The sequence below is a fragment of the Kitasatospora sp. NPDC058162 genome (assembly GCF_042884005.1).
Classification (GTDB): domain Bacteria; phylum Actinomycetota; class Actinomycetes; order Streptomycetales; family Streptomycetaceae; genus Kitasatospora.
On sequence record NZ_JBHVUS010000016.1, the window covers coordinates 146,703 to 160,686 of the forward strand.

Here is a 13,984-nt window from a genome sequence, read left to right on the forward strand (position 1 = left end):
GAGAGGAAGTCCCCACATGTCCAAGAGAGTTGCGGCAGTTCTGGTCGCCGGTGCGATGACCGCCGTCCTCACCGCCTGTGGTTCCGGCGGCGGAGGCTCCGCCGACAAGGGCTCCGGCCACAAACTCGTCGTGGGCTTCTCGCAGGTCGGTGCGGAGAGCGGCTGGCGCACCGCCAACACCAAGTCGATCCAGGAGTCGGCGAAGAAGGCCGGCATCGAGTTGAAGTTCTCCGACGCGCAGCAGAAGCAGGAGAACCAGATCAAGGCGATCCGCTCGTTCATCCAGCAGAAGGTCGACGTGATCGCCTTCTCGCCGGTGGTGGAGTCGGGTTGGGACACCGTGCTGAAGGAGGCCAAGGACGCGCACATCCCGGTGATCCTGACCGACCGTGCGGTGGACTCCAAGGACGAGTCGCTCTACGTCTCCTTCCTCGGCTCGGACTTCGTCGAGGAGGGCAAGAAGGCCGGCGACTGGCTGGTCAAGGAGTACACGGGCGGCAGTGGCGACGTGACATCGTCCAGTTGGAGGGCACCACCGGTTCGGCGCCGGCCAACGACCGCAAGTCCGGCTTCGCGGACGCCACCAAGGGCGACCCGAAGTTCAAGGTGGTCGCCTCGCAGACCGGCGACTTCACCCGCGCCAAGGGCAAGGAGGTCATGCAGGCCTTCCTGAAGGCCCAGCCGAAGATCGACGTGCTGTACGCCCACAACGACGACATGGCGCTCGGTGCGATCCAGGCGATCGAGGAGGCCGGCAAGAAGCCGGGCACCGACATCAAGATCGTCTCCGTGGACGGCGTCAAGGACGCCTTCACCGCGATGACCCAGGGGAAGATCAACTACGACGTCGAGTGCAACCCGCTGCTCGGCGACCAGCTGATGGACCTGGTGAAGAAGGTCAAGGCGGGTGAGCAGGTGCCGCGTCGGATCAAGACCGAGGAGGGCACCTTCACTCCCGAGCGGGCCGCCGCGGCCCTGCCGAACCGTCAGTACTGACCCACCCCGGCCGAGGACGGACGCGTCCGGGGGACGCGTCCGGGACACACGAGAGGAGAGCCGGGGTGCAACAACCGGTCCTGGAAGTCCGGGGAATCCGCAAGGAGTTCCCCGGGGTGGTGGCACTGGACGGGGTCGACTTCCGGCTCTTCCCCGGTGAGGTGCACGCGCTGATCGGGGAGAACGGCGCCGGCAAGTCCACCCTGATCAAGGTGCTCACCGGCGTCCACCCGGCCGACGGCGGCGAGGTGTTGCTGGCCGGCGGCCGGGTGCGGATCGCCGGGCCGCTCCAGGCCCAGCAGGCCGGGATCAGCACGGTCTACCAGGAGGTGAACCTCTGCCCGAACCTCTCGGTCGCGGAGAACATCTTCATCGGGCGGGAGCCCCGTCGTTTCGGCCTGATCAACTGGGCCGCGATGCGCCGCCGGGCCGCCGAACTGGTCCGCGAGCTGGACCTGGACATCGACGTCGGCGCGCCGCTGAACAGCTACTCCATCGCCGTCCAGCAGCTGGTGGCGATCGTCCGCGCGGTCGACGTCTCCGCCAAGGTGCTGATCCTCGACGAGCCGACCTCCAGCCTGGACCGCGACGAGGTGCGCCAACTCTTCGCCGTCATGCGGCGCTTGCGCGACCAGGGCGTGGCGATCCTGTTCGTCTCGCACTTCCTCGACCAGATCTACGAGATCTGCGACCGGATGACGGTGCTGCGCAACGGCCGGCTGGAGGGCGAGTACCCGATCGGCGAGCTGAACCAGGTCCAACTGGTCTCCCGGATGATCGGCGCCGAACTCGCCGAACTCGCCGACCTCGACCGAATGGGCGACGGCGAGCGGCGCGAGCGCACCGCACCGGCCGGCGGAACCGCGTTCTTGCAGGCCGACGGGCTGACCCGGCGGGGTGCCGTCGACCCGTACGACCTGACCATCCGGTCGGGCGAAGTGATCGGCCTGGCCGGGCTGTTGGGCTCCGGACGGACCGAGGCCGCCCGGCTGCTGTTCGGCGCCGACCAGAGCGACGGCGGCACGCTGCGGATCGAGGGCGCCGAGACCGTCCTGCGCAGCCCGCGCGACGCGATCGCCCACGGCATCGCGTTCTGCTCGGAGGACCGCAAGAACGAGGGCCTGGTCGGCGAACTGACCGTCCGGGAGAACATGGTCCTGGCGCTGCAGGCCGCCCGGGGCTGGGTCCGTCCGCTGTCGCGCACCGCGCAGGACGCGTACGCGCTGCGCTGGATCCGGGCCCTGGACATCCGTCCCGGCAACCCCGAGGCGCTGGTGCGCAACCTCAGCGGCGGCAACCAGCAGAAGGTGCTGCTCGCCCGCTGGCTGATCACCGACCCCAAGCTGCTGATCCTGGACGAACCCACCCGCGGCATCGACATCGGGGCGAAGGCCGAGATCCAGAAGCTGGTGGCGAACCTCGCCGAGGACGGCATGGCGGTGTTGTTCATCTCCGCCGAACTGGAAGAAGTGCTGCGGCTCAGCCACCGGGTCGGCGTGCTGCGCGACCACCGGATGGTCGCCCAGCTCGACAACGACGGCGAGCTCACCCCGGAGCGCGTCATGGCCACCATCGCGAGCGGAGCGGACCAATGAGCGAGCGCATCGTTGAGGTGGGCGCATGAGTGCGGCTACGGCGACGAGCCCGGTGAAGGCGGTGAAGGCGGTGGCCCGCTTCCGGCTGTTCTGGCCGGCCGCGGTGCTGGCCGTGCTGCTGGTCGCCAACCTCGGTTTCACCCCCGGCTTCTTCGCCGTCCACCTCCAGGGCGGCCACCTCTACGGCTCCCTGATCGACATCCTGCACTTCGGCGCCCCGCTGATCCTGGTCTCCCTGGGCATGACCCTGGTGATCGCCACCGGCGGCATCGACCTGTCGGTCGGGTCGACCGTCGCGATCTCCGGCGCGCTGGCCTGCCTGCACATCAGCCGGTCCGCCGACCCGGGCAGCCTCGGCACCGTGCTGACCGCCGTCGGCATCGCGCTCGGCAGCGCCCTGGCGCTCGGCCTCGTCAACGGCGTGCTGGTGGCCAAGGTCGGCGTCCAGCCGATCATCGCCACCCTGATCCTGATGGTCGCCGGGCGCGGCGTGGCCCAGCTGATCACCGACGGCCAGATCATCACCGTCACCAGCGGGCCGTACCAGCTGATCGGCGGCGGCTACTGGCTGACCATGCCGTTCGCGATCCTGCTCAGTGCCCTGGTGGTGCTGGCCGCCGTCCTGCTGACCCGCTCGACCGCGCTCGGTCTGCTGCTGGAGTCCGTCGGCGGCAACCCGGTGGCCAGCCGGCTGGTCGGCATCCGGGCGATGCGGCTGGTGGCCCTCGTCTACGTGTTCAGCGCACTGTGCGCGGCGCTGGCCGGCCTGATGGTGTCCTCCAACGTCTCGGCCGCCGACGGCAACAACGCCGGACTGTGGATCGAACTGGACGCCATCCTCGCGGTGGTGCTCGGCGGGACCTCGCTGAACGGCGGCCGGTTCTCGATCGGCGGCACCGTGCTGGGCGCGCTCATCATCCAGACCCTCTCCACGACCGTCTACACCATCGGCATCCCGCCGGAGACCACCCTGGTGTTCAAGGCGTTCGTGGTGATCGCGGTCTGCCTGATCCAGTCACCCGCCTTCCGCGCCAAGCTCGCCGGCCGCGGCGCCCGGGCCCGGCGCACCGCCCGGCCGCACGCCGTGAGCCCCATCGACCGGGAGGTCGGCGAATGAACGCCAACGCCCTGCTGACCCGCCTGCGCGGGCAGATCCCGCTGCTGGTCACCGCCGTCCTGCTGGTGTCGATGTTCAGCGTCGGGTCGGTGCAGTACGACGGCTTCTTCTCCGGCCAGGTCGTGCTCAACCTGCTGATCGACAACGCCTTCCTCCTGGTCGTCGCGGTCGGCATGACCTTCGTCGTGCTGACCGGCGGCATCGACCTGTCGGTCGGCGCGGTGGTGGCGCTGTCCACCATGGTCTCCGCCTGGCTGGTCCAACTGCACGGCTGGCCGCCGCTGCTGGTGATCCCGCTGGTCCTGCTGATGGGCACCGCGGGCGGCTGGCTGATGGGCTGGGTCATCCACGTCTTCGAGATCCAGCCGTTCATCGTCACCCTGGCCGGCATGTTCCTGGCCCGCGGCCTGTGCTACACGATCAGCGTCGACTCGATCTCCATCACCGACCCGCAGTACACCGCCATGGCGCAGACCCGGATCCCGCTCGGCAGCCTGTTCGTCTCACCGAGCGCCGTCATCGCGCTGCTGGTGGTCGCCGTCGGATTCGTCGTCCTCCACTACACCCGCCTCGGCCGCAACGTGTACGCGCTCGGCGGCAGCGAGCAGTCGGCGCTGCTGATGGGCCTACCGGTCCAGCGCACCAAGACCACCGTCTACGCGATCAGCGGCTTCTGCTCCGCGCTCGGCGGGGTGCTGCTCACCTTCTACATGCTCTCCGGCTACGGCCTGCACGCGGTGGGCCTCGAACTCGACGCGATCGCCGCGGTGGTCATCGGCGGCACCCTGCTGACCGGCGGCTCCGGCTACCTGCTGGGCACCCTGCTCGGCGTGCTGGTGCTCGGGCTGATCCAGACCGTCATCAGCTTCCAGGGCACCCTCAGCTCCTGGTGGACCCGGATCGTCATCGGTGCCCTGCTGTTCGTCTTCATCGTCCTGCAGCGCCTGATCACCGCCCGTCGGCGCTGATCCGGTCAGAGGCTGTTCCTCGGTGGGTGCGGCGCAGGGGCGGCGGATGGCGCGGGTGAACCGGCCGGGTGACGTCGGTCAGCGGTGGGGCGGGCGCAGTTCGCCGGAGCCGCGGGCGATGAGGCGGGTGTCGACCACGGTGGTGCGGGCCCGGCCGCGGTCGCCGTCGAGGCGGGCCAGGGCGGTGCGGGCGGCGGCGGCGCCGAGTGCGGCCGGGTCCTGGGCGACGACGGTGAGGGCGGGCTCCAGGACGTCGGCCAGCGGGATGTCGTCGAAGGCGACCAGGGCGACCTCGCGGCGCCGCGCGTGGGCAAGGGCGGAGACCGTCCCCATGGCGGCGACGTTGTTGGCGGCGAACAGCGCGGTCGGTGGTTCCGGCAGGGCGAGCAGCCGGTCGGTGGCGGCCGCCGCGTCCGGCTGGCCGTGCGCGCCGAGGACCAGCGCGCGGTCGTACGGGAGGCCGGCCGCGGCCAGGGCGTCCTTGTAGCCGGCCAGGCGTTCGCGGCGGGTGTGCAGCGTGGCAGGGAGGTCGCCGATGAAGCCGACCCGGCGGTGGCCGTGGGCGATGAGGTGGGCGACGCCGGTGCGGGCGCCGTCCCGGTTGGAGGAGACCACGCAGTCGGCGGCCGGGCCGCTGCCGGGGCGGTCCAGGAAGACGACCGGCACCCCGGTGGCCCGGGCGGACTTGAGGTGGGCGTGGTTCGACCCGTCGACCGGGACGACCATGAGCGCGCTCACCCGCCGGGCGAGGAACGTGGCGATCAGGTCGCGCTCGCGGGCCGGGTCGTCGCCGGAGGAGCCGAGCAGCAGGGTCAGTCCGCGTTCGCGGACGGCGGACTCGATCCCGCCGGCCACCGTGCCGAAGAAGGGGTTGCCCATGTCCGGGACGACCAGGCCGATGGTGGTGTCCGGGCCGCCGGTGCGGATGTTGCGGGCCATCAGGTTGGGCTGGAAGCCGAGCCGTTCGACGGCGGCGAGCACCTTCTCCCGGGTCGCGGCCGAGGTCGGCCCGTCGTTGTTGAGCACCCGGGAGACGGTCTTGGCGCTCACGCCGACCTCCTGGGCGACGTCGTGCAGCGTCGGACGACGGGTCGCGGCCATGACCACCGTTTCTGTCGGGCGGCGGCCCGGCCCCGGCCCGGGCCGCCCAGGACTGCTCAGCTCGTACGGACCCCGGCGGCCCTGGCGGCGTCGGCGTCCGCGACGACAGTACCGCTGCCGTCCTCGGCGACGGTGAGCGCACCGGTCATGATGGCCACCACCTCGGACATCGAGTGGTCGCCCGGCTTGATCAGCGCGGCCCGCCGCCCGAGCCGGTGGACGTGGATCCGGTCGGCGATCTCGAAGACGTGCGGCATGTTGTGGCTGATCAGCACCACCGGCAGACCGCGGTCGCGGACCCGGCGGATGAGGTCGAGCACCTGTCCGGACTCCTTGACCCCGAGCGCCGCGGTCGGCTCGTCCATCACCACCACGCTGCGCGCCCAGGCCACCGCCCGGGCCACCGCGACGGCCTGCCGCTGGCCGCCGGAGAGGGTCTCCACCGGCTGGGTGAGCGAGCGCAGGCCGATCTTCAGCTCCGCCATGTGGGCGGCGGCCTCGTCGCGCATCCGCTTGCGGTCGAGCGAGCGGAACACCGTGCCGAGGACGCCCGGGCGGCGCAGTTCGCGGCCGAGGAACATGTTGGCGGCGATGTCCATGGACGGGGCGACGGCGAGGTCCTGGTAGACGGTCTCGATGCCGGCCGCCCGGGCGTCCTGCGGGCCGGTGAAGCGGACCGGCTCGCCGAACAGCCGGATCTCGCCCTCGTCCGTGGCGATCGCCCCGGTGAGCGCCTTGATCAGGCTGGACTTGCCGGCGCCGTTGTCGCCGATGACGGCCAGCACCTCGCCGGGCATCAGGTCGAAGTCGGCGCCGTCGATCGCGGTGACGTGCCCGTAGCGCTTGACCAGGCCGCGGGCCTGGAGGACGGGGGTGGTGGTCATCGGCTGGCTCGCTTCCGGGAGATCTGGTCGACGGTCACGGCGAGGATCACCAGCACGCCGGTGACCAGGGTCTGGTAGATCGAGGCGACCCCCATCAGCTGGAGCCCGTTGCGGAAGACACCGACGACCAGAGCGCCGACCAGTGAGCCGAGCACGCTGCCCCGGCCGCCGAAGAGGCTGGTGCCGCCGAGCACCACGGCGGTGATCGAGTCCAGGTTGTCGGTCTGCCCGGCCTGGGGGTCGCCGACGCCGGTGCGGGAGACCAGGAGCAGGGCGGCGATGCCGTAGACCAGGCCGGCCAGGGTGTAGAGGCCGACGGTGAGGCGGCCGGTGCGGATGCCGTTGAGGCGGGCCGCGTCCCGGCCGTTGCCGAGGGCGTAGACGTGCCGGCCCCAGGCGGTGCGGGTGAGCAGGTAGGCGAAGAGCGCGAACAGCGCCAGCGCGAGCACCGAACCGTACGTCACATCGGTGTCGCCGAGCGGGAAGGTGCCGCCGAGGAAGGTCAGCGGGCCGGGCAGGTCGGTGACGGTCTGCTCGTCGGAGTAGATGTGGGTGAGCGCGAAGGCGACGTTCAGCATGCCCAGGGTGACGATGAACGGCGGCAGCGGGATCAGCTGCACCAGCAGGCCGTTGGCCAGGCCGAAGGCTGCGCAGACCGCCAGTCCGAGGGCGATGGCGACCAGCGGCGGCACGGTGCCCTCGGCGGCGAGCCGGGCCATGGTGATCGAGCCGAAGGCCATCACCGCGCCGCAGGACAGGTCGATGCCGGCGGTCAGGATGACCAGGGTCTGGCCGATCGCCAGGGTGCCGACCACCATCACCTGCTGGAGGATCAGCGAGAAGTTGCCGCCGGAGAGGAAGGTGTCGGTGGTGCAGGTGAAGAACGCGCAGGCCAGCAGCAGCGCGGCCAGCGGCCCGGCGGTCGGTGCGGTGAACAGTCGGCGCGCGAGCGGCGGTGCCTGGAGTTCGGCGTACGGGGTGGTGGTCGTGGTCATCGGACCGTCCTCGGGGGAGCGGGGGAGCGGGGGTGGTGGTGGTCTGGAAGCCGGTCAGCCCCAGCAGTTCTCCAGGCCGTAGCCGGTGTCCTTGGCGTCCACGCCGGCCTGCGGGCGGTCGGTGATCAGGGTGACGCCGGTGTCGGTGTAGCCGGTGGGCTTGGCGCCGCCCTTGGCGTAGTCGGTCACCGCCTTGACCCCCTTGGCGGCCATGACCAGCGGGTACTGCTGCGAAGTGGCGGCGATCTTCCCGTCCTTGACGGCCTGGGTGCCGGTGCAGCCGCCGTCGACCGAGACGATGAGCACGTCCTTCTCGCGGCCCTTGGCCTTGAGCGCGGTGTACGCGCCCAGCGCGGCGGGCTCGTTGATGGTGTAGACGAGGTTGAGGTCCGGCGCCTTCTGCAGGCAGTTCTCCATCGCGGTCTGCGCCTTGGCCTGGTCGCCGCCGGTGTCCTGGGAACAGACCAGCGCCGGGTCGCCCGCGGGGATGCCGAAGCCCTGGAGGAAGCCGTCGTGGCGCAGTTGGCCGACGGCGACGCCCGGGGCGAGGTCCAGGGTGGCGATCTTCGGGCTCCGGCCCGCCATGGCGGCCTTGGCATACTGGCCGATCAGCACGCCGGCCTGCTTGTTGTCGGTGGCGAACAGGGCGTCGGTGCCGGCCTGCGGGTCGGTCGGGCTGTCCAGGGCGATCACCAGGACGCCCTTGCCCCGGGCCTTCTTGATCGCGGGCAGGATCGCCTTGGAGTCGCTGGGGGTGATCAGGACGCCCTTGACGCCGGCGGCGACCATGTTCTCCAAGGCGGCGATCTGGCTGGCGTTGTCGCCGTCGAACTTGCCGGCGGCGGTGACCAGGGTGGCGCCGTTCTCCCGGGCGGACTTCTCGGCGCCCTGCTTCATCTTGACGAAGAACGGGTTGGTGTCGGTCTTGGTGATCAGGCCGACCTTGACGGTGCCGCCCGCGGAGCCGGCGCCGGAACCGGAGGAGCCGGCGGAGCCCTTCGAGCCGGATCCGCAGGCGGTGAGGGCGAGTGCTGCAGCGGTGGTGCAGACGGCGATGCGGGCGAGGCGGGCGAGGGCGGCGGTACGGGGCATGCGTGGGCTCCCTGATCTGCGTGTGCGGAGGTCCGGACGGGGTCAGGTGCGGGGTTAGGTGCGCGGTCACGTGCAGGGTCAGGTGCGGCGGTCGAGGCCAACGTGACTGTCAACGTTGACATCCGCTTGTTGAGGATGATGAAGTCAGCCCCGCGCAGCGGGCAAGCCCTCCGGGCGTCACAACTGGGTAACGCGGTCGAAACCCGCTGCCTCGAGCGGGAGTTGACGGTCCGTGCCGCGCGACAGTCCTTCACCGGCCCATGAGAGGCGGTTCTTCGTGTCCCAGCCCTTCGTTGCCGTCCTCGGCGAGTGCGTCGCCGACACCTTCGCCGACCCGACCGGAGCCCGTCCGGGCGAGCTGGCCCTGCGGGTGCTGCCCGGGGGCGGTCCGGCCAACACCGCCGTCGCGCTGGCCCGGCTCGGCACGCCCACGCGCTTCCTCGGCCGGATCTCCACCGACGCCTTCGGCGGACTGTTCCGCGCCCGCCTCGGCTCTGCCGGGGTCGACCTCGGTGCGGTGGTGACGGCTCGCGAGCCGAGCACCCTCGCCATCGCCACCGTGGACGAACTCGGCCAGGCGCGCTACGCGTTCCACGCCGACCGGTCCGCCGACTGGCAGTGGAGCGCGGCCGAGCTGGCCGCCGTGCCGCTCGCCGACGCGAGCTGCCTGCACACCGGCTCGCTCGCGCTGGTCCGCGAGCCCGGCGGCGCCCTGGTCGAGCGGCTCCTGGACCGGGCCCGAGCCGGCCTCACCGTGTCGATCGACCCCAACGTCCGCCCGCAGCTGGTGGATCCGGAGGTCTACCGGGCACGGCTCGACCGGTGGTGCGCGCTGGCGGACATCCTGCGGCTCAGCTCGGAGGACCTGGAGCTGCTGCTGCCCGGCGTCTCCCCCGAGCGGGCCTGCGACGGCTGGCACGCGGCCGGCGCCCGGCTGGTGGTGATCACCCTCGGCGGCGCGGGGGCGCTGGTCTCGCTGGACGGCGAGCGGGTCCGGGTGCCGGCGCCCGAGGTCGCGGTGGTGGACACGGTCGGTGCGGGCGACTCGTTCACCGCCGGTCTGCTGGACCGCCTCGCGCGGCTCGGCCGGCTCGGCGGGCGGCTGGCCGGGTTGAGCCTCGCCGAGGCCGCCGCGGCCTGCCGGTTCGCCGCCGAGGTCGCGGCCCATACCTGTGCGGTCGCCGGCCCCAACCCGCCGTGGGCGGAGCAGCTCGGCACACCCCTTCGGAGCGAGGGCTCTTGACGGGGCGTCGGTGCGAGCCCATCATCCTCCGCAGCCGCTGTCATCGATGACATGAGTCAACGATGACACCCTTTCGGAGGAGCACACCACCATGCCTGTTCCCCCTGTGCCCGTTCCCCGTGCCGTGCCAGTTCCCCGCGCCCGCCGGCTGCTGGCCGTGCTCGCCGCCACGGCCCTCACCGCCCTGCCGCTGACCCCGGCCCCGACCGCCGCCGCCCCTGGGAGCGCCTACCAGGAGCCCTACCGCCCGCAGTTCCACTTCTCGCCGGCCCGGAACTGGATGAACGACCCCAACGGTCCGATCTTCCACCACGGCGCCTACCACCTGTTCTTCCAGTACAACCCGGCCGGCACCATCTGGGGCAACATGTCCTGGGGCCACGCCACCAGCCCCGACCTGGTGCACTGGACCGAGCAACCGCTCGCCATCCCGCAGGACGACACCGCGATGATCTTCTCCGGTGCGGTGGTCGACGACCGCACCAACTCCAGCGGCCTGGGCACCGCCGAGGACCCACCGCTGGTCGCGGTCTACACCAGCGCGGCCAGGACCCCCGACGGCCGCCAGACGCAGTCGCTCGCCTACTCCCTGGACGGCGGCACCAGCTGGACCAAGTACCAGGGCAACCCCGTACTGGACATCGGCTCCTCCGACTTCCGCGACCCCAAGGTGTTCTGGAACGACCGGACCGGCAGCTGGCTGATGGCCGTCGCCCTCTCCGACCGGCACCAGATCCGCTTCTACTCCTCCCACGACCTCAAGTCCTGGACCAGGCTGAGCGACTTCGGCCCGGCCGGAGCCACCGGCGGGGCCTGGGAGTGCCCGGACCTGTTCCCGCTTGCCGTGGACGGCGACCCGGCGCGCACCAAATGGGTGCTGACCGTCTCCACCAACGGCGGCCCCCAGCACTCCACCGCCGTCCAGTACTTCATCGGCGACTTCGACGGCACCGCCTTCACTGCGGACGACCAGGCCGGCGGCTACACCCCGCCCGCCGGCACCCTGCTGAACGGCTTCGACGACGGCACCTACGGAGGCTGGACGGCCACCGGGACGGCCTTCGGCACCGCTCCCGCCACCGGCACCCTGCCCGGCCAGCAACCCGTCTCCGGATTCACCGGACCGGGCCTGGTCAACACGTTCCTCGGCGGCGACGCCGCCACCGGCGACCTCCTCTCGCCGCCCTTCACCGTCACCAGCCGCTACCTCAACTTCCAGGTGGGCGGCGGAAACCACCCGGCCGGCACCGACGGCGAGACCGCCGTCAACCTGCTGGTGGACGGCCAGGTGGTCCGCAGCGCCACCGGCAGCAACAGTGAAACCCTGGACTGGACCTCCTGGGACCTCGGCGACCTGGTCGGCCGACAGGTCCAGGTGCAGATCGCCGACCACGCCACCGGCGGCTGGGGACACGTGCTCGCCGACCAGTTCACGCTCGCCGACGCCCCGGCCCTCAGCACGGTGCAGCGCGCCCACTGGCTCGACCACGGCGCCGACTTCTACGCCGCCACCAGCGTCAACGACGAGCCGTACGGTCGCCGGGTGGTGATCGGCTGGATGAACAACTGGGCCTACGCCGACAAGATCCCGACCTCGCCCTGGCGCGGCGCCGACAGCTTCCCCCGCGAGCTCGCCCTCACGGCGGAGGGCGATCGCACCGTGCTCGTCCAGCGCCCCGTCAAGGAGCTGGAGGCACTGCGCGAGGGACAGCCCTGGCAAGGCTCCGACCTGCCGGAGAACGACACCCGGCTCCCGCTCCCGGTGAGCGGTGCCGCCCTGGAGATCGACGCCCGGCTGCGAGCCGGCACCGCCCGCGAGTTCGGCCTCGCCGTGCACGCCGGCGACGGGCACCGGACCCGGATCGGGTACGACACCGCGACCGGCGAGCTGTACGTCGACCGCACCGCGTCCGGGAACACCGGCTTCCACGATTCCTTCGCGGCCGTGCACCGGGCGAAGCTGCCCCTGGACGGGAACGGCCGGCTCGGCCTGCGCATCCTGGTCGACGCCTCCTCGGTCGAGGTCTACGCGGGCGACGGCACGCTGGTCCTCACCGACCAGGTCTTCCCCGACCCGTCCGACACCGGCGTCGCCCTCTACGCCGACGGGGGCACCGCACAGGCCGAGTCAGTGACGGTCAGCCACCTGAGCTCCGCCTGGCCGGGGTAGGGAGTCACCGGCTTTCCTTTTGGCGGTGCGGTGGGTCGTGATCTCCTCGGCGGGGTGTGGGGCGAGTTCGCTCCAGCCGTCCTTGCAGGTGTGGCGGTCCGGGCGGGAACCCGCTGGTGAGCGGCGTGCGGGGGCGCCGTAGACTCTCGTACTCGTGACCGAGACCAGCCCCGCCGCCCCGATACCCGTCCCCGCCATCGCGCCCACTGCCGACGCCGGGCTCGTCGCCGCCGCCGTGGCCGCTGCCGGGCGGGGCATGGTCGGCCGGGAGGCGGTGGCCGAGACGGTGGTGCTGTGTGCCGTCGCCGGGGAGCACCTGCTGGTGGTCGGCGCGCCCGGGACGGCCAAGTCGGAGGCGGTCCGGCGCGTCGCGGCGCAGCTCGGCGGGCGGTACTTCGAGTACCTGCTCGGCCGCTTCACCGAGCCCAACGAACTGTTCGGCCCGGTCGACCTGCGCCGGCTCCGCGAGGGGCGGGTCGAGTTCGAGACCGCCGGGATGCTGCCGGAAGCCGAGATCGCCTTCCTGGACGAGGTCTTCCTCGGCTCGACCGCCGTCCTGAACACCCTGCTCGGCCTGCTCAACGAACGGATCTTCCGCCGCGGCGGCACTGTGCTCGCCAGCCCGCTGCGGATCTGCGTCGGCGCCGCCAACCACCTGCCCGAGGACCCGGCCCTGGCGGCCTTCGCCGACCGCTTCCTCGCCCGCGTCTTCGTCGAACCCGTCGCCGACGCCCGCCTGGAGGAACTCCTGGAGTCCGGCCGCCGCCCGGCCGCGCCCGTCGCCGCCGACGACCTGCTCGGCGCCCTCGACCGGCTGACCGCCGCCGCCCGCGGCTGCGACCTCGACGCCGTCACCCCGCTGCTGGCCACCGCGCTGCGCCGGCTGCGCTCGGCGGGCGTCCCGGTCAGCGACCGGCGGGCCGTGCGCTCGCAGAACCTGGTCGCCGCGGCCGCCGTCCTGGACGGCCGCACCGCCGCCTCCGCCCGCGACCTCTGGGTGCTCCCGCTGATCGCCCCCACCGCCGACACCCAGGCGCTCGCCCGCGAGACCCTCGCCGACCTGATCGACCAGGCCGCCAACCGCAGCCTGGCGCACACCGCCGAGGAACTCTCCCGCAGCACCGCCGCCCGCGCCGAACGCCTGCAGCGCACCGGCGCCGCGCTGCTCGCCGAACACGGCGGACGCGCTGAACGCGCCGAACGCGGCGGGCTGCCGGACGGTCAGGACTCCCGGCTGCGGCTGGAGGCCGTACTGCGCGAGATCGACGCCGGCTTCGACCCGGCCGACCTGCCGGCGCCGCTGGCCGACGTCCGCGCCGGGCTGGTCGCGGTGGTCGCGGCAGTCGCGGTAGTCGCCCCCTCGTGACCGGTGCCCCGCTCCGCTGGGAGCGCCGTGAACCACCGCTGGAGCCAGTCGCCGTCCTCGCCCTCGGGGACGCCGTCCCCGCCCTCGCGGCCGCGACCCGGTCCCGACTGGCCGCCGGGCACCGCCTCGCGGTGGCGGCCGACGGGACGGCGCTGCTGGTCCTGGGTGAGGCGCGGGACCTGCCCTGGGCCGACGGCGCCCGCTACCTGGGTGTCGACGGCGGGGTGCTGGTGCCCACCACGGCCCGCCCGCTGCCCGCGGCGGCCCTGTGGCGGGCGGCGCTCGGGGCGGCGGACGGGCAGGTGTGCGTCCTCGTCCCCGGTCACGCACTGGTCGGGGACCGGCCGGTGACGGGCTGCGATCCGGCGGGTCTGGACAGCCTGGTGGGACCGGGGGCGACGGAGCGCCGGGCGGAGTACGTGCGTGAGCGGTGAGGGCGAGAACGTTGGAGCGGTAC

11 protein-coding genes and 1 pseudogene are annotated in these 13,984 nt (G+C 72.3%); 8 read left to right on the plus strand and 4 right to left on the minus strand.

Features of this window, described 5'->3' with window-relative positions; translation table 11 throughout:
- The first annotated feature begins 55 nt into the window (after positions 1 to 55).
- From ACFVXG_RS26620 to yjfF, 4 genes and pseudogenes are all read left to right on the plus strand, one after another.
- Positions 56 to 996 (plus strand): annotated as a pseudogene (locus ACFVXG_RS26620) (ABC transporter substrate-binding protein).
- Positions 997 to 1,061: 65 nt separating this feature from the next.
- On the plus strand, positions 1,062 to 2,591 hold the full coding sequence (locus ACFVXG_RS26625) for a sugar ABC transporter ATP-binding protein (protein WP_387930942.1): 1,530 nt from the start codon (positions 1,062 to 1,064) through the stop codon (positions 2,589 to 2,591).
- A 25-nt stretch (positions 2,592 to 2,616) separates the two neighbouring features.
- Positions 2,617 to 3,708, plus strand: coding sequence for an ABC transporter permease (locus tag ACFVXG_RS26630; protein WP_387930943.1), 1,092 nt, complete (start codon positions 2,617 to 2,619; stop codon positions 3,706 to 3,708).
- On the plus strand, positions 3,705 to 4,676 hold the full coding sequence (yjfF, locus tag ACFVXG_RS26635) for a galactofuranose ABC transporter, permease protein YjfF (RefSeq protein ID WP_387930944.1): 972 nt from the start codon (positions 3,705 to 3,707) through the stop codon (positions 4,674 to 4,676). The genes ACFVXG_RS26630 and yjfF overlap by 4 nt, the downstream gene beginning before the upstream one ends.
- 78 nt (positions 4,677 to 4,754) lie before the next feature.
- Here yjfF and ACFVXG_RS26640 read toward each other — a convergent pair whose 3' ends face one another.
- From ACFVXG_RS26640 to ACFVXG_RS26655, 4 genes are read right to left on the minus strand one after another with little or no spacing between them, the layout of a single operon-like run.
- Complete coding sequence (locus tag ACFVXG_RS26640) at positions 4,755 to 5,777, minus strand: LacI family DNA-binding transcriptional regulator (RefSeq protein WP_387930945.1); 1,023 nt, start codon at positions 5,775 to 5,777, stop codon at positions 4,755 to 4,757.
- Between the two features lie 56 nt (positions 5,778 to 5,833).
- On the minus strand, positions 5,834 to 6,661 hold the full coding sequence (locus tag ACFVXG_RS26645) for an ATP-binding cassette domain-containing protein (RefSeq protein ID WP_387930946.1): 828 nt from the start codon (positions 6,659 to 6,661) through the stop codon (positions 5,834 to 5,836).
- Positions 6,658 to 7,656: an ABC transporter permease gene (locus ACFVXG_RS26650; RefSeq protein ID WP_387930947.1), complete on the minus strand. Its 999-nt coding sequence runs from the start codon at positions 7,654 to 7,656 to the stop codon at positions 6,658 to 6,660. The genes ACFVXG_RS26645 and ACFVXG_RS26650 overlap by 4 nt, the downstream gene beginning before the upstream one ends.
- A 54-nt stretch (positions 7,657 to 7,710) precedes the next feature.
- Positions 7,711 to 8,748 carry a sugar ABC transporter substrate-binding protein gene (locus tag ACFVXG_RS26655; RefSeq protein ID WP_387930948.1) on the minus strand — a complete coding sequence of 346 codons (1,038 nt, stop codon included), beginning with the start codon at positions 8,746 to 8,748 and terminating at the stop codon, positions 7,711 to 7,713.
- Positions 8,749 to 9,025: 277 nt separating this feature from the next.
- Between ACFVXG_RS26655 and ACFVXG_RS26660 the strand changes: the two genes are divergently transcribed.
- From ACFVXG_RS26660 to ACFVXG_RS26675, 4 genes are all read left to right on the plus strand, one after another.
- A complete protein-coding gene (locus ACFVXG_RS26660; protein ID WP_387930949.1) occupies positions 9,026 to 9,991 on the plus strand; it encodes a carbohydrate kinase in 966 nt (321 codons plus the stop codon).
- A gap of 91 nt (positions 9,992 to 10,082) precedes the next feature.
- A complete protein-coding gene (locus ACFVXG_RS26665; RefSeq protein WP_387930950.1) occupies positions 10,083 to 12,161 on the plus strand; it encodes a glycoside hydrolase family 32 protein in 2,079 nt (692 codons plus the stop codon).
- Between the two features lie 154 nt (positions 12,162 to 12,315).
- A complete protein-coding gene (locus ACFVXG_RS26670; protein ID WP_387930951.1) occupies positions 12,316 to 13,527 on the plus strand; it encodes an AAA family ATPase in 1,212 nt (403 codons plus the stop codon).
- Complete coding sequence (locus ACFVXG_RS26675; RefSeq protein WP_387930952.1) at positions 13,524 to 13,961, plus strand: hypothetical protein; 438 nt, start codon at positions 13,524 to 13,526, stop codon at positions 13,959 to 13,961. Before ACFVXG_RS26670 ends, ACFVXG_RS26675 begins: the two co-directional genes overlap by 4 nt.
- Positions 13,962 to 13,984: the final 23 nt, after the last annotated feature.